This window comes from Kitasatospora sp. NPDC056731 (genome assembly GCF_040687675.1).
Classification (GTDB): Bacteria; Actinomycetota; Actinomycetes; order Streptomycetales; family Streptomycetaceae; genus Kitasatospora.
The window spans coordinates 83,953-98,696 of sequence record NZ_JBFBNR010000015.1; the positions used below are offsets into that span (position 1 = coordinate 83,953).

12 protein-coding genes are annotated in these 14,744 nt (G+C 73.6%); 6 read left to right on the forward strand and 6 right to left on the reverse strand.

Annotated features, from left to right (window positions below; genetic code table 11):
* Window positions 1-9: 9 nt before the first annotated feature.
* The 3 genes from AB0R04_RS17915 to AB0R04_RS17925 form a co-directional block, all read right to left on the reverse strand.
* Entirely contained in the window at window positions 10-879 is an 870-nt protein-coding gene (locus tag AB0R04_RS17915; RefSeq protein WP_244293605.1) for an endonuclease/exonuclease/phosphatase family protein, read from the reverse strand.
* A 451-nt stretch (window positions 880-1,330) separates the two neighbouring features.
* On the reverse strand, window positions 1,331-1,981 hold the full coding sequence (locus AB0R04_RS17920) for a TetR/AcrR family transcriptional regulator (RefSeq protein WP_063347350.1): 651 nt from the start codon (window positions 1,979-1,981) through the stop codon (window positions 1,331-1,333).
* A gap of 189 nt (window positions 1,982-2,170) precedes the next feature.
* The gene (locus tag AB0R04_RS17925; protein ID WP_363372182.1) at window positions 2,171-3,781 is read right to left on the reverse strand and encodes an MFS transporter; all 1,611 of its coding nucleotides are present in this window, start codon (window positions 3,779-3,781) and stop codon (window positions 2,171-2,173) included.
* Between the two features lie 283 nt (window positions 3,782-4,064).
* Here AB0R04_RS17925 and panB point away from each other — a divergent pair, with 283 nt between their 5' ends.
* From panB to AB0R04_RS17940, 3 genes are all read left to right on the forward strand, one after another.
* On the forward strand, window positions 4,065-4,934 hold the full coding sequence (gene panB / locus AB0R04_RS17930) for a 3-methyl-2-oxobutanoate hydroxymethyltransferase (protein ID WP_063347352.1): 870 nt from the start codon (window positions 4,065-4,067) through the stop codon (window positions 4,932-4,934).
* A 146-nt stretch (window positions 4,935-5,080) separates the two neighbouring features.
* Window positions 5,081-6,103 carry an ATP-binding cassette domain-containing protein gene (locus tag AB0R04_RS17935; protein WP_363372185.1) on the forward strand — a complete coding sequence of 341 codons (1,023 nt, stop codon included), beginning with the start codon at window positions 5,081-5,083 and terminating at the stop codon, window positions 6,101-6,103.
* Complete coding sequence (locus tag AB0R04_RS17940; protein WP_363372188.1) at window positions 6,100-6,912, forward strand: ABC transporter permease; 813 nt, start codon at window positions 6,100-6,102, stop codon at window positions 6,910-6,912. Before AB0R04_RS17935 ends, AB0R04_RS17940 begins: the two co-directional genes overlap by 4 nt.
* A gap of 158 nt (window positions 6,913-7,070) precedes the next feature.
* Here the strand turns inward: AB0R04_RS17940 and AB0R04_RS17945 are convergent, their stop codons facing one another.
* Window positions 7,071-10,451 carry a BTAD domain-containing putative transcriptional regulator gene (locus tag AB0R04_RS17945; RefSeq protein WP_363372191.1) on the reverse strand — a complete coding sequence of 1,127 codons (3,381 nt, stop codon included), beginning with the start codon at window positions 10,449-10,451 and terminating at the stop codon, window positions 7,071-7,073.
* Between the two features lie 181 nt (window positions 10,452-10,632).
* On the opposite strand from AB0R04_RS17945, the gene AB0R04_RS17950 reads away from it, so the two are divergent.
* Complete coding sequence (locus AB0R04_RS17950) at window positions 10,633-11,448, forward strand: site-2 protease family protein (protein WP_363372193.1); 816 nt, start codon at window positions 10,633-10,635, stop codon at window positions 11,446-11,448.
* Window positions 11,449-11,452: 4 nt separating this feature from the next.
* Here the strand turns inward: AB0R04_RS17950 and AB0R04_RS17955 are convergent, their stop codons facing one another.
* A complete protein-coding gene (locus tag AB0R04_RS17955; RefSeq protein ID WP_363372195.1) occupies window positions 11,453-11,653 on the reverse strand; it encodes a hypothetical protein in 201 nt (66 codons plus the stop codon).
* 189 nt (window positions 11,654-11,842) lie between these two features.
* A complete protein-coding gene (gene npdG / locus AB0R04_RS17960) occupies window positions 11,843-12,535 on the reverse strand; it encodes an NADPH-dependent F420 reductase (protein WP_363372197.1) in 693 nt (230 codons plus the stop codon).
* A 47-nt stretch (window positions 12,536-12,582) separates the two neighbouring features.
* On the opposite strand from npdG, the gene AB0R04_RS17965 reads away from it, so the two are divergent.
* On the forward strand, window positions 12,583-13,188 hold the full coding sequence (locus AB0R04_RS17965; protein WP_363372200.1) for a hypothetical protein: 606 nt from the start codon (window positions 12,583-12,585) through the stop codon (window positions 13,186-13,188).
* A 132-nt stretch (window positions 13,189-13,320) separates the two neighbouring features.
* Entirely contained in the window at window positions 13,321-14,706 is a 1,386-nt protein-coding gene (locus AB0R04_RS17970; protein ID WP_363372202.1) for an MFS transporter, read from the forward strand.
* Window positions 14,707-14,744: the final 38 nt, after the last annotated feature.

A 14,744-nucleotide genomic window follows, 5' to 3' on the forward strand; every position in this document is an offset into this window, starting at 1 on the left:
GCCCAGGGGCTAGCCGAACCGGTAGGTGGCGGCCACCGCGAGGTGGTCGCTGCCGTCCCGGGGCAGGGTGCGGGAGTCGACCGGCGCGAGGCCGCCCTTGCTCATGATCTGGTCGATCCGGGCCATCGGGAAGGACGCCGGCCAGCTGAAGCCGAAGCCGTCCCCGGCGGCGCCCTGGGCCGAGCGCATCTGCGAGGTGACCGGCGCCAGGCTGCGGTCGTTCATGGTGCCGTTGAGGTCGCCGAGCAGCAGGACCTTCTTCACCGGCTCAGCCTGGATCGCGTCGCCGAGCGCCTGCGCGCTGACGTCCCGCTGGTCGACGGTGAAGCCGCCCTCGGCCTTCAGCCGCACCGACGGCAGGTGCGCGACGTACACCGCGACCGGGCCCTGCGGGGTGGCGACCTGGGCCCGGAACGCCCTGGTCCAGCCCATCTTGAGGTCCACCGGCGAGACTCCGCTGATCGGGTACTTCGACCAGAGGCCGACCGTCCCCTCCACCTCGTGGTACGGGTACGCCTCGGCGAGCCCGCTCTCGTAGTCGCGCAGCGGCTTGCCGGCCAGTTCCTGGAGGGCGACGATCTGGGCGCCGGAGGCCACCAGGCCGCGGACGGTGCCCGGCACGTCGGGGTTGGCGGCGGCGACGTTGTGGCTGACCACCGTCCAGTCGCCGGTGCCGCCGCTCTTGTCGCTGAGCAGGCCGCCGAACAGGTTGAGCCAGATCGCGACGGGCAGCAGCAGCGCGATCAGCGCGGTGGCGGAGCGGCGCAGCAGCGCGGGGACCAGCAGCACCGGGACGGCCAGGCCGATCCAGGGCAGGAAGGTCTCCAGCAGGCTGCCGAGGTTGCCGGCGCTGTTGGGGACGTCGGCGTGGAGGGCCATCAGCAGGGCGGCGAGCACGGCCAGCACCGCGACGACCAGGCCGCGCCGCCAGGTGGTGGCGCCGCGGCCGTCCCGGCCCCAGTGCCGCAGGCCCAGGAATCCTCCGGGACGGCCCGCGGGGGCCGGGGCGCCCGTCTCGCCCCAGGGGCCGGCCGTGCTCCGGTCGGTCCTGTCCGCCTGCGTCATCCGTGGCTCCCGTTGTTCGTGCCGTCGCCGGTCCGGTGTCCGGCCCGTGCGGTACGGGCGGGTGCCGGACTGGTGCCGGTTTGATCGGATACCCGGCTCAGCCTATGCCGGGACAGACGCGGGGCCGTCGGAGCGGGTTCCGGCGTGGCCCGGTTTGGTGAGCCAGGCCACGCCGGGCGCGGGTCGGACACAGGTCGGTGCAGGTCGCTGCGGGTACGGGACCGGGGCGGGACCGGGGCGCGGGGTCCGGGGCGCGGGAGCGCGTTCAGCCGCGGGAGCCGGAGGCCGCGTGCGGCGCCAGGCCTTCGAGCAGCGAGTCGACCATCCGGCGGGCCAGGTCCGGGTCCTCCAGGTCGGAGTCGTCCCAGAGGATGCTGCGGTACAGGATCGGGCCCATCAGCATGTCGCCGAGCAGCTCGACGTCGAGGTCGGTCCGCAGCACGCCCTCGTCCATGGCGCGGCGGATCAGGGCGAGCCCCGCCTCCCGGCGCGGCTTGATCACCCGGTCGCGGTACGCGCTGTACAGGTCGGGCAGGCTCTGCATCTGGCCGAGGGCGGCCTTGAGCACCCAGCGGGAGCGCTTGGCGAGGCCGCGCCGGCGCATGTAGTCGATCATCTCGATCAGGTGGTCCCGGGCGGTGCCGTCGGTCGGCGCGGGCATCGGGACTTCCAGCCTGCTGACCACGTCGACCAGCAGGGCCTCCTTGTTGGGCCAGCGCCGGTAGATGGTGGCCTTGCCGACGCCGGCCGCGGCGGCGATGCCCTCGATGGTGAGCTCGGACAGCGCGGTGCCGCCGGCCATCAGGTCCTCGACGGCGGCGAAGATGGCCTGCTCGGCGGCCTCGCTGCGCGGGCGGCCGCGGCGTACGGCGGCGCAGGGCTGTCCGGCCCCGGCGGCCGGGGTGTCCGTCTTCATCCCCGCTGTACTCCCTCGCTGTCCGCGTGGCGCACGGGCGCCGTTCCGTTTCCGATGGTGGTCCGTGGACCGGGTTCCGATGGTGGTCCGTGGACCGGGCCGGGTGGCGGCCGCCGTCCTGGACCTCGGCCCTGCCGCCCGGGGGTCCACCCGGGCGACAGGGCCATTGTCGCTCAGTGCGATCGCGGGTCAGGCGTCCGCGGCCACGGCCTTGCGGCTCTGGTCGGGCTGCTCGGCGGCCTTCCCGGCCGGGCCGCCGGGGGCGGCCGACCGGCGCGGCAGCAGGAACCAGGCGATCAGCGCGCCGACCACCGTGATGCCCGCGGAGAGCGAGGCCACCACGTGCATGGCGCTGACGAAGGCGTCGTCGGCCGGGCCGATCAGCGCGGCGCCCTTGGGGCCCATCCGCTCGGCGATGGCCAGGGTGGCCTCCAGCGACTCGCCGGCCTTGCCGCGCAGGTCGTCGGGCAGCTGGTTGAGCGTGTCGGCCATGCCGTCGCGGTAGACGGTGGAGAGCACCGCGCCGAGCACGGCGACGCCGAGCGAGCCGCCGACCTGGCGGAAGGTGTTGTTGACGGCCGAGCCCGCGCCGGCCTTCTCGCGGGGCAGCGAGGCCATGATCGCGACGGTGACCGGCGGCATGACGTGCGCCATGCCGGTGCCCATCAGCAGGCCGAGCACGATCAGCACCCAGATCGGCGTGTCGACGCCCAGCAGGGTGTAGCCGACGAAGCCGACCGCGATCAGCAGCATGCCGACGGCGGCGGTGGCGGCGACGCCGAAGCGGTCGACCACCAGCCGGGCCCGCGGCGCGAACAGCAGCTGGGCGATGGCCAGCGGCAGCATCAGCAGGCCGGCCTGGAGCGCGCTGTAGCCGCGCACGCTCTGGATGTAGAAGACGCCGAAGAAGGAGACGCCCATCAGCGCGAAGAAGACCACGCCGACGACCACGACGGAGGCGCTGAACACCTTGTTGCGGAACCAGGTGACGTCCAGCGCGGGGAAGCGGGTGCGGCGCTCGAACCAGACGAAGGCGGCCAGCGCCAGCACGCCGATCAGCGTCGGCACCCAGGCCTCGGCGGCGGTGAAGTCGGCCAGCTCGCCGCCCTTGATGATGCCGTAGATCAGCGCGACCAGGCCGATGATCGACAGCAGCACGCCTATCGGGTCGAGCTTGCCGGGGTTGGGGTCCTTGGACTCGGGCACCAGGACGACCATCGCGATCACCGCGACGATCACGATCGGGACGTTGACCAGGAAGACCGAGCCCCACCAGAAGTGCTCGATCAGCAGACCGCCGGTGATCGGGCCGATGGCGATGGCCAGGCCGACCGCGCCGGCCCAGATGCCGATCGCCTTGGGCTGCTCGGAGCGCTCGAACACGTTCATGATGATGGCCAGCGTGGCGGGCATCGCGAGCGCGGCGCCGACGCCCATCAGTGCGCGGTAGCCGACGAGTTCACCGGGCGAGGCGGCCAGCGCGGAGAGCAGCGAGGCGATGCCGAAGACCACCATGCCGCCGAGCAGCGCGCGCTTGCGGCCGAAGCGGTCGCCGAGCAGGCCGGAGGTGAAGAGCAGCCCGGCGAATACCAGGGTGTAGGAGTTGATCGACCACTCCAGGTCGCTCTGGCTGGCGCCGAGCCCGACCGGCGCGGGGGTCGCGATGGTCTTCATCGCGACGTTGAGGATCGAGTTGTCGAGGACGACGACGAGCAGGGCGAGCACCAGGGTGCAGAGGATCGCCCAGCGGCGGCGGTGGATGGCTTCCGGCACGCGGGGTGGCGCGGCTGCGGTGGTCATTGGTCTTCCCGTCCGTGGTGGTGTGGCACTGGCGGGCAATTCCGAGCCATGGTCGTCTCGTAACCCCCCGGCACCAGAGTAGCGGCCATTTCGATACGAGACGAATCCGTTTCGTAAAAACGCGGCAAAGCCCGCCCGGCCGGCCGGCGGCCGGCGGTGTGCCGCAGATCGCACCCGCGCGCCTGCACGCCCCTTTGCGCGCACGCCGGGGCGTGCAAGCATGGAGGTGATCCGGGGACGCCGTACGGCGCCACGAGACGACAACCCTTCAGGAGTCCGTTCGATGAACGCTTCTTCGCCTTCGCCTGCCCAGAACCAGGCGGCGACCGCCACCCTCTACGGCGGGGTCACCAACCGCCGCATCACCGTCCGCGACCTCGCCACCGCCAAGCAGCGCGGCGAGAAGTGGTCGATGCTCACCGCCTACGACGCCCTCACCGCCGGGGTGTTCGACGAGGCCGGCATCCCCGTCCTGCTGGTCGGCGACTCCGCCGGCAACTGCCACCTCGGCTACGAGACCACCGTGCCGGTGACCATGGATCAGATGGTGATGCTCTCCGCCGCCGTCGTCCGCGGCACCAAGCGCGCGATGATCGTCGCCGACCTGCCGTTCGGCTCCTACCAGGAGTCCCCCGCGCAGGCCATGCGCAACGCGGCCCGGCTGATGAAGGAGGCCGGGGTCGGCGCGGTCAAGCTGGAGGGCGGGGAGCGCAGCGCCCGCTCGATCGAGCTGCTGGTCGAGGCCGGCGTCCCGGTGATGGCGCACATCGGCCTCACCCCGCAGTCCGTGCACGCCTTCGGCGGCTACCCCGTCCAGGGCCGCGGCGACGAGGCGGCGCACCAGCTGCTGCGCGACGCCAAGGCCGTCCAGCAGTCGGGCGCCTTCGCGGTCGTGCTGGAGGCGGTGCCGGCCGAGCTGGCCGCCCAGGTCACCGAGCAGCTGACCATCCCGACCGTCGGCATCGGCGGCGGGCCCGACACCGACGCCCAGGTCCTGGTCTGGACCGACATGGCCGGCATGACGGCGGGCCGGGTGCCCAAGTTCGTCAAGCAGTACGCCGACCTGCGGACCGTCCTCGGCGACGCCGCCCGCGCGTTCGCCGAGGACGTCCGCGGCGGCGCCTTCCCGGCGGCGGAGCACAGCTTCCACTGACGGCCCCCCGACGGCCCCGCTCCCCCGCCCGGGGAGCGGGGCCGCTGCCGTGCCCGCTCCCCCGGTGACAGCGGTCTGACAGCGCAGCGCCGAACCCGTCCCCCTCATGACAGCCCGCTGACAGCCGGGCCGGACAGCCTGGGGGCATGACACGAATCGCCACCGCCCCGAACGACCGGGGGACCGCCGCGGGCAACGCCGTCGAAGTCCGCGGCATCGTCAAGCACTACGGCACCACCAAGGCCCTCGACGGGGTCGACCTCACCGTCCGCGAGGGCACCGTGCTCGGCGTGCTCGGCCCCAACGGCGCCGGCAAGACCACCCTGGTCCGGGTCCTCTCCACCCTGATCAAGCCCGACGCCGGCACCGCGTTCGTCGGCGGCTACGACGTCCTGCGCCAGCCCAAGCAGCTGCGCCGCACCATCGGCCTCACCGGGCAGTACGCCTCCGTCGACGAACTCCTCTCCGGGTACGAGAACCTCTACCTGATCGGCCGGCTGCTCGACCTCCCCCGCCGCGAGGCCAAGGCCCGGGCCACCGAACTGCTGGAGCGCTTCTCGCTCACCGAGGCCGCCAAGCGGACCGCCAAGACCTACTCCGGCGGCATGCGCCGCCGCCTCGACCTGGCCGCCAGCATGATCGGCCGCCCCAAGGTGCTCTACCTGGACGAACCCACCACCGGCCTCGACCCGCGCACCCGCAACGAGGTCTGGGACGAGGTCCAGCGGATGGTCGCCGAGGGCAGCACCGTGCTGCTCACCACCCAGTACATGGAGGAGGCGGAGCAGCTCGCCGACGAGCTGACCGTCATCGACCGCGGCCGGGTGATCGCCAACGGCGGCGTGGCCGAGCTCAAGGCCAAGGTCGGCGGCCAGACCCTCCAGATCCGCGCCGCCCACCCGGCCGAGCTGCCCGAGATGGCCCGCTGCCTGCACGACCGCGGCATCACCAGCGCCACCGTCTCCACCGACACCGGCCTGCTCGCCGTGCCGATCACCGACGACGAGCAGCTGACCGCCGTCATCGGGGTGCTCGGCGGCCGCGGCTTCGCGATAGCCGGCATCGACACCAAGGTGCCCAGCCTCGACGAGGTCTTCCTCACCATCACCGGCAAGCCCGCCGACACCGCGGACGCCGCCCCCAGCCTCGCCAAGGAGCCCGTCGCATGACCACCGCCACCATCGCCCCCGCCCGGGTGGAGGACTCCCGGGTCGGCCTGTCCGGCACCTTCCGCCACGTCGGCGCACTGACCCGGCGCAACCTGATGCGGATCAAGGCCGACCCGGAGTCGATGTTCGACGCCGTGCTGATGCCGGTCATCTTCACGGTGCTGTTCGTCTACGTCTTCGGCGGCGCCGTCTCCGGCAACCAGGACTCCTACAAGCAGTACATGATCCCCGGCCTGCTCGGGCAGACCGGCCTCACCCTCGCGATGGCCGTCGGCACCGGCCTGAACAGCGACTTCCAGACCGGCGTGATGGACCGCTTCCGGACCCTGCCGATCGGCCGGGCCTCCGTCCTGCTCTCCAAGATGGCCGCCGAGACCTGCCGGGCGCTGCTCTCCTTCGTGATCCTGATCGGCTTCGCGATGTGCATCGGCTTCGAGGTGAAGACCGGTCCGCTGGAGGTCGTGGCCGCGGTCGGCCTGTCGCTGGTGTTCGGCATGTCGATCGTCTGGGTCTCGATGCTGCTGGGCATGGCGCTGCGCAGCGCCCAGGCCGTCCAGGGCGTGGCCATGCTGGTCCTGATGCCGATGCAGTTCGGCAGCTCGATCTTCGCGCCGACCGACACCATGCCGGGCTGGCTCCAGGCCTTCACCAAGGTCAACCCGCTGTCGGCGCTCGCCGACGCCTCCCGCTCCCTGCTCAACGGCCAGGGGCCGCTGGCCCACCCGGTGATGGTCGTGCTGATCTGGTCGGTGGCCACCACCGCGATCTTCGCGCCGCTCGCCGTCGCCCGCTTCCGCAAGCGGACCTGAGAACGGCCGCCGGCCCTCCGCGGGGGAGGGCCGGGGGGCGACCGGTCGGCACCAGGGGACGGGGCCGGCCGGCGGGACGGCTGACCGACGACCAGGGACGGGCGTCGGTCAGCCGATCCACTCGTGTCGGCTGACCGGTGACCAGGGACGGACGCCGGTCAGCTGATCCACTCGTACATCCGCTCCCGGATCTGTTCCGGGGTCAGGCCCTGGCCGGCGGTGTGGGCGGCCTCGAACGCGGCGTCGCCCAGCAGGGCCCGCAGGGAGGCCGCCGCCCGGTCGCGCTCGACGCGGTCCAGGTAGCCGCCCTTCGGGCCGTTCAGCATGTGGTGCGCCCCGTGCAGCACGGTGGCCTGCCGGGCCCGCTCCAGGTCGCCGTCGCGCTCGGCGAAGGAACGCAGCACCCCCACCACCGCGGGCACCACCATGACCGTCATCTGCTCGCCGAAGCCGCTGGTGCTCGCCGTCTGACGGAGCAGCGTCCGCCCCTCGCGCAGTATCGCGAGCCCCTCGTCCGGCCGGCCCGCCCGGGCGGTGATCCAGCCCCGGGTGGTGGTCAGCATCCCGGTCACGATCCCCGGGGCGAAGCTGCCGACGCTGGTCGCCTCCATCCGGTCGAGCTCGGCCAGCGCCTGCTCGTGCTCGCCGCGCAGCATGTGGACGCCGCAGAGTGTGAGGCCGCCGAACAGCAGCGCGCCGGTGGAGGAGTGGTCCGGGCTGTGGGAGTCCAGCCCGGCCAGCGCCTCCCGGATGATCCGCTCTCCGTGCTCCATGTCCTGCTCCAGCAGGGCGGAGCCGAGGTTCACCCGCAGCATCGGCACCTCCTGCGGTGTCCCCAGCTCCTCGGCCAGCTCGATCGCCCGCTCGTACGCTGCGGCGGCGGCCGCCGGATCGCCCCGGTTGGCCAGCGACTCGCCCTGGGCCGACAGGGCCTGGGAGACCCCCCAGAGGTTGCCGGCCCGCTCGTACAGCTCCAGGGAGCGCGCGCCGTCCAGGATTCCCTGGTCGGCCCCGCCCGGCCAGTCGTTCAGCATCTTGGCCCGGAGCTGCAGGATGAACGCGAGGTCGTTCAACCCGCCGTGCTCCTCGCAGCCGCGGACGGCGTCGTCCAGCAGGCTCTTCATCAGCTCCAGCCGGCCGGCCAGGAACGCCCCGAACACCCGCATCAGGCCCGGGAACCGGTAGGCCTGCGGCAGCTCCGGGGTGTAGACGTCCAGCAGCTGCTCCGCGACGGCGATCGCCACCGGGTTGCCGAGCACGTCCAGGTTCCCCTCGAACATGCCCATCAGCCGGTACATCGCGAGCAGTCGGCGGGACTCCTCGACGACCCCTTCGGGCATCGGCAGGCCGTACGAGAGCACGTCCCGCTCCAGCGGTACGGGCGGCTGCGGGCCGAACGGATCCGGCCCGAGCGCCGCGACGGCGTCGTACCAGCCGCGGGCCTCCATGCTGTAGCCGCGCAGCGACCAGTACCAGCTCATGCCGAGGGTGAGGACCAGCGACTGCTCCTCGTCCCCGAGGTCGATGGCGCGCCTCAGCGCGGCCCGGACGTTGTCCAGCTCGCGCTCCAGCACCGTCAGCCAGTGCAGCTGCTGGGGGCCGTGCATGTTCAGGAAGGCGGTGGCGACGACGCTCCGGAAGTGCGCCAGGTGGCGGGCCCCGGTCGCGTCGCGCTCCTCCTCGGACTCGGCGAGGCGCTCGGTCGCGTACTCGTGGATGGTCTCCAGCATCCGGTAGCGCGGCAGGCTGCCGTCGTCCAGGTCGGCGACCAGCAGGGACTTGTCGACCAGCGACAGCAGCAGGTCGGCGACCTCCCCGCCGACCACCTCGGTGCCGTCGGCGCAGATCGCCTCGGCGTCCTCCAGCTGCCAGCCGCCGGCGAACACCGAGAGCCGGCGCAGCACCGCCCGTTCGCGCTTGCCCAGCAGGTCCCAGCTCCAGTCGACCACCGCGCGCAGGGTCTGCTGGCGCGGCAGCAGGGTGCGGCTGCCCGCGGTGAGCAGGGCGAACCGGCCGTCCAGGCGGTCGGCGATCTGGCGCGCCGTCATCACCCGCAGCCGGGCGGCGGCGAGTTCGATGGCCAGCGGCAGGCCGTCCAGGCGGCGGCAGATCTCGGCGCAGGCCGCCGGGTCGGTGTCCGGGTCGAAGCCGGGGCGGGCGGCGGCGGCGCGCTCGGTGAGCAGGCGCAGCGCCACCGGGTCGGGCAGCGGCTCGACCGGCAGCACGGTCTCGCCGGGCACGCCGAGCGGCTCCCGGCTGGTGGCGAGCACGGTCAGTTCGGGGCACTCGGCGAGCAGGACGTCGGCGAGGTCGGCGGCGGCCTGGATCAGGTGCTCGCAGTTGTCCAGGACGAGCAGCATCCGGCGGTGGCCGCAGTGCTCGACCAGCCGGCGCACCGGGTCCTCGGCGCGCTTCTCGATCACCTCGGCGACCATGCCGCCGCTGTGCAGCACGATCTCGCGCAGGCCGAGTGCGGAGACCACGGCGGCGGGCACCGCGTCCGGGCTCTCCAGCGGGGCGAGTTCGGCCACCCAGACGCCGTCCGGCCAGTGCCCGGCGGACTGCTCGGCGCGGCCGGCCTCGATCGAGAGCCTGGTCTTGCCGGAGCCGCCGGGGCCGGTCAGGGTGACCAGCCGACTGTTCGTCAACGTCCCTCGCAGCGCGGCGAGATCGCTCTCGCGGCCGACGAAGCTGGTCAGCCGGCCGCGCAGGTTGCCGCCGACGCGCGGGGGCTGGAGCGCCCCGGACCGTTCGGCGGCCGGCGGGGCCGGTATGAGCTCCGGCGCGGGGGCGGTCGACGCGGGGGCGGGCGCCGGTTCGACCTCGGCCGGGGTCAGCAACGTGGCGTACAGGGCCTGGAGTTGGCGCCCCGGGTCGACGCCGAGCTCGTCGGCGAGGGCGCGCCTGGTCCGCTCGTAGTGGCGCAGCGCCTCGGCGGTGCGGCCGCTCTCGTGCAGCGCCCGGATCATCAGCTGCTGCAACGGCTCGTCCAGCGGCTGCCGTTCGCAGAGCTCGGTGAGCTCGGCGACCAGTTCGGCGGCCCGGCCGAGCCCGAGCTCGGCGGTGATCCGGTGGCGGCGGGCCTCCTCGCGCTGGGTCTCCAGCCGGGCGGCCGGGCCGCTGCGGTCCGGCAGGTCGGCCAGGGCGGGGCCGCGCCACAGCGCCAGGGCGGCGCGCAGCCGGTCGGCGGCGAGCGCGTGGTCCCCGGTGTCGAGGGCGCGGCGGCCTTCGGCGCCGAGCCGCTGGAACTCGGCGAGGTCGGTGGCCGGGTCGGTCAGCCAGTACCCGGCCGGGCCGGAGCCGATCTCGTCCCGGCCGACCGTCCGGCGCAGCCGGCCGACCAGGGTCTGGAGCGCGGCGGAGGAGTCCTGGGGCGGCTCGGCCTCCCACACCTCGTCCACCAGCAGGTCGGCGGGCACCGGGCGGCCCTGCCGGAGGGCGAGCGCGGTGAGCAGTGCCCGCAGCCGGGCGCCGCCTAGCGGCACCGGGGTGCCGTCGTCGTGGTGGGCCGTCGTGGTCCCGAGGATGCCGTAGTACACCGGTCCATTCTGGTCGATGGGCGGCGCTCGGGGCGCACAATTGTCCAGGGGCCCCTCACTCGCGGCGGAACCCGGACGGGGCCCTCGGACGTTCACCCGGGACGGCTTGTCCGGTCACCGGCCCGCCCGGCATGATCGATCCCCTGCCCGCTTTTCCTCGGACACCCGGAGCACCCACACCATGACCTTCGCCGCCACGCAGCGCTCACGCAGCGAGGACCGCCGGATCAGCCCGGTGTTCTGGGTGCTCCTCGCCGTCCTCGCCACCTCCGGCTGGGCGGTGTACTCGGGCTACGGGAATGCCTCGTTCGGGGTGTTCCTGTTCGTGGTGGCGGGCTGGCTGGTCTCGCTGTGCCTGCACGAGTACGCGCACGCCCGCACCGCGCTGCACGGCGGCGACATCACCGTCGGCGCCAAGGGCTACCTCACGCTCAACCCGCTGAAGTACACCAATGTGCTGCTCAGCCTCGTGCTGCCGATCGTCTTCGTGATCATGGGCGGCATCGGCCTGCCCGGCGGCTCGGTCTGGATCGAGCGGGACCGGATCCAGGGCCGGCTCAAGCACAGCCTGATCTCGGCGGCCGGGCCGCTGGTGAACCTGGCGTGCGCGGCCCTGCTGCTGATCCCGATCGGCGCCGGCTGGCTGGACGACCCGACGGTGCACGCGGTCTGGAACGGCTACGAGCTGCCCTACTCGCCGTTCGCGGCCGCGCTCGGCTTCCTGGGCCTGCTCCAGCTCAGCGCCGCCCTGCTGAACCTGCTGCCGGTGCCCGGGCTGGACGGCTACGGGATCGTCGAGCCCTGGCTGTCGTACAAGACCCGGCGCGCGGTCGAGCCGTTCGCGCCGTACGGGCTGCTGGCCGTGTTCGCGCTGCTGTGGCAGCCCTCGGTGAACTCGTTCTTCTTCGGGACCCTCCACGACCTGATGAACCTGTTCGGCGTGGACCAGAACTACGCGACGCTCGGCCGGTACCTGTTCAGCTTCTGGAAGAACTAGCCGACTAGCCCTGCTCGGCTGCCGCGGCGGCGGCCGTGGCCTCGGCGATCTTCGCGCGGCGGCGGTTCATCCAGAGCACGTTGCTCGCCACGCCGGCCATCGGGAGCCAGATCAGGCCCAGCCAGAAGCCCTGGGTCAGCGAGACCACGGCGGCCGCCAGCGCGAGGACGACGACGATCAGGGCGAAGAGGGACGTGCGGGGCATGGCGGGAGGCTCCTAGGGCCGGGTGCGGTCGGCCGGGTTGCGGCCGCACCCATTGTCGCCGACCTCACCTCCGGAACTGGTCCAGGGGTGAGGCCGACACGGCTCGACCGGATCTCGGAGCGGCCGGTCCCGAACGGTCCGCTCCCAGACCGTTCGCTCCCAGACCGTCCGATCTCAGACGGTCCGGTCTCAGACGTCCGTCACCCGCAGGCCCGCGTGGGCCTTGTAGCGGCGGTTGACCGAGATCAGGTTGGCCACCAGCGACTCCACCTGGTGCGCGTTGCGCAGCCGGCCCGCGAAGATCCCCCGCATGCCGGGGATCCGGCCGGCCAGCGCCTGCACGATGTCGGTGGCGGCCCGCTCCTCGCCGAGCACCATGACGTCGGTGTCGATCTGCTCCACCGACTCGTCCTGGAGCAGCACCGCCGAGAGGTGGTGGAAGGCGGCGGTGACCCGGGAGTCCGGCAGCAGCGCGGCGGCCTGCTGGGCGGCGCTGCCCTCCTCCGGCTTCAGCGCGTACGCGCCCTGCTTGTCGAAGCCGAGCGGGTTGACGCAGTCGACCACGATCTTGCCGGCCAGTTCCTCGCGCAGCGCGGTCAGGGTCGCGGCGTGCCCGTCCCAGGGCACCGCGACGATCACCACGTCGCTCTCCCGGGCGGCGGTGGCGTTGTCGGCGCCACGCACGCCGAGGCCCAGTTCGGCGGCGGAGGCCTCGGCCCGGGCCGCGTCGCGCGAGCCGATGATCACCTGCTGGCCGGACTTGGCCAGTCGCAGGGCCAGGCCGCGCCCCTGGTCGCCGGTGCCGCCGAGGACACCGACCACCAGCTGTGAGACGTCCGGCAGTTCGTGGGCCGGGTTTGTCGCTGAATCGAGGGAAGTCATGGGCCGATCCTGTCAAACCCCCGGCCGGACGCGACATTCTGGGCCGCATGGACGCGGTGAGAGTTTCGGCACTCCGGCAGCACCTGGCGGGCACCAGCTGGCTGGAGGCGGTCGGCGGCTTCGCCGGATCGCTGCGGCGCTCGGTGTCGCGGCGCGGGGGCGGCGAGCTGCTGCTGGTCGGCACCGAGGCGTACGAGCCCTGGCATCTGGCCGCGCACCTGGCGGACGAGGCCGCCTGGTCGGCCGTCCCCCGACTGGTGCCCACCCTGCTGCGGCACGCTCCGCCGGCCGGCGCCCCGGCGCACCTCGCGCACGGCCTGCGCCGGCTCACCGGGGCCGGGCGCGGCGCCACCGTCCTGGTGGTGGCGCCGGAGGCGGCCGGCCCGACACTGCTGGAACGGGTGCAGGACGCCCGTCGGCACGGCGCGACCGTGCTCGCGCTGGACGGCACCGCCCCCGCCGAGCCGGGCGACCTCGGCGGGCTCGCGCACGAGCGGCTCGCCGTCGGCACCGCCGACGAGGAGCCCTTCGACCTCGCCCAGCACCTGGTCAGCGCCGCCGCCGGGCGGCCCCCGGGCCGCCGCACCGCGCTGGACCGGCTCGCCGAACTCGCCGGCCGGCTGACCGTACCGCCCGCGATCAGCCGCTGGTAGCCCGGGCCGGGCCCGGCCCACCCCGGCCCACCCCGGCCCGACCGTGACGGCCGGACGCCGACCGTGACGGCCGTGTGCCGGGCTGAAAAACCCTTTGCGAACCCGGCAACCCGCGTTCGAGGATGCTGGTTCGTGAACGACGACGAACCCCCGCATCCCCCCGGCACCTCCGGACGGTTGCGCACGCTGCTGCGCTCGCTCGCGCCCGACCTCTCACCCTGGCACGCCTCCCGCGACTTCCGCTTCCTCTGGCTCTCCGGCTGCGTCACCAGCTTCGGCAGCTACCTGACCTACGTCGCCGTGCCGATGCAGATCAAGGAGCTGACCGGTTCCTCCTTCGCGGTCGGCCTGATCGGCGCCTTCGAGCTCGTCCCGCTGATCGTCTTCGGCCTGTGGGGCGGCGCCCTCGCCGACGCCCTGGACCGCCGGAAGCTGGTGCTGCGCGCCGAGGCCGGGCTGGGCCTGCTCGCCGGCCTGCTGCTGCTCAACGCGCTGCTGCCGTCCCCGCTGCTCTGGCCGATCTACCTGGTCGCCGCGCTGGTCGCGGCCTGCGACGGGTTGCAGCGCCCGGCCCTGGACTCGCTCACCCCGCGGATCGTCCCGCACCAGCACCTGACCGCCGCGTTCGCGCTCAACTCCCTGTACCGCAACGCCGCTTCGGTGGCCGGGCCGGCGCTGGCCGGCGTCGTGGTGGCGTTCTCCGGGGTGGGGACGGCGTACGCGCTGGACGTGCTCACCTTCGCCGCCTCGCTGCTGCTGCTCGTCCGGATCCGGGCGGTGCCGCCGGCCACCGGCGCCGAGCGGCCGTCGGTGCGGGCGGTGCTCACCGGCATCCGGTACGCGTGGAGCCGCAAGGACCTGCTCGGCACCTACACGATCGACCTCTGCGCGATGCTGTTCGCCTTCCCGGTGGCCGTCTTCCCCTTCCTGGCCTCCGAGTTGGGCGCGGACTGGGCGCTCGGCCCGATGTACGCGGCCTCCGCGGCCGGCGCCCTGCTGGTCGGGGCGACCAGCGGCTGGACGTCCCGGATCCACCGGCACGGCCGGCTGCTGGTGGTCGCCGCCGTCGGCTGGGGCGCGGCCATGGCCCTGGCCGGCCTGTCCGGGAGCATCTGGCTGGTGCTGCTCGGCCTGGCGCTGGCCGGCGGCGCCGACGAGATCAGCGGGCTGGCCCGCTCGACCATGTGGAACCAGTCCATCCCGGACGAGGTGCGCGGCCGGATGGCCGGCGTCGAACTGCTCAGCTACTCCGTCGGCCCCCAACTCGGCCAGGTCCGGGCCGGCACCATGGCCGGGCTGATCGGCGTCCGCGCCGCCGTCTGGAGCGGCGGTCTGATCTGCGTCGTCGCCGTCCTCGCGGTGGCCGCCGCGCTGCCCAAGCTGCTCGCCTACGACGACCGCACCGACCCGCACACCGCCGCCGTCCGCGCCGGGCACGAGCGCGCGGAGCGCGAGCGGGAACAGCAGCGCGAGCGGGAGCAGCAAGGCGAGCGGGAGGCCGCCGCGGCGACGGACTGACGCCGACTTGCTGACGGCGCCGGCTTGACGGCAGAAAG

Bases quoted from the DNA above. Each gene is read 5' to 3' on its own strand.
- panB (WP_063347352.1), top strand. From the start codon at position 4,065: ATGAACGCTTCTTCGCCTTCGCCTGCCCAGAACCAGGCGGCGACCGCC.
- AB0R04_RS17920 (WP_063347350.1), bottom strand. From the start codon at position 1,981: ATGAAGACGGACACCCCGGCCGCCGGGGCCGGACAGCCCTGCGCCGCC.
- AB0R04_RS17940 (WP_363372188.1), top strand. From the start codon at position 6,100: ATGACCACCGCCACCATCGCCCCCGCCCGGGTGGAGGACTCCCGGGTC.
- AB0R04_RS17955 (WP_363372195.1), bottom strand. From the start codon at position 11,653: ATGCCCCGCACGTCCCTCTTCGCCCTGATCGTCGTCGTCCTCGCGCTG.
- AB0R04_RS17915 (WP_244293605.1), bottom strand. From the start codon at position 879: ATGGCCCTCCACGCCGACGTCCCCAACAGCGCCGGCAACCTCGGCAGC.
- AB0R04_RS17925 (WP_363372182.1), bottom strand. From the start codon at position 3,781: ATGACCACCGCAGCCGCGCCACCCCGCGTGCCGGAAGCCATCCACCGC.
- AB0R04_RS17950 (WP_363372193.1), top strand. From the start codon at position 10,633: ATGACCTTCGCCGCCACGCAGCGCTCACGCAGCGAGGACCGCCGGATC.
- npdG (WP_363372197.1), bottom strand. From the start codon at position 12,535: ATGACTTCCCTCGATTCAGCGACAAACCCGGCCCACGAACTGCCGGAC.
- AB0R04_RS17935 (WP_363372185.1), top strand. From the start codon at position 5,081: ATGACACGAATCGCCACCGCCCCGAACGACCGGGGGACCGCCGCGGGC.
- AB0R04_RS17965 (WP_363372200.1), top strand. From the start codon at position 12,583: ATGGACGCGGTGAGAGTTTCGGCACTCCGGCAGCACCTGGCGGGCACC.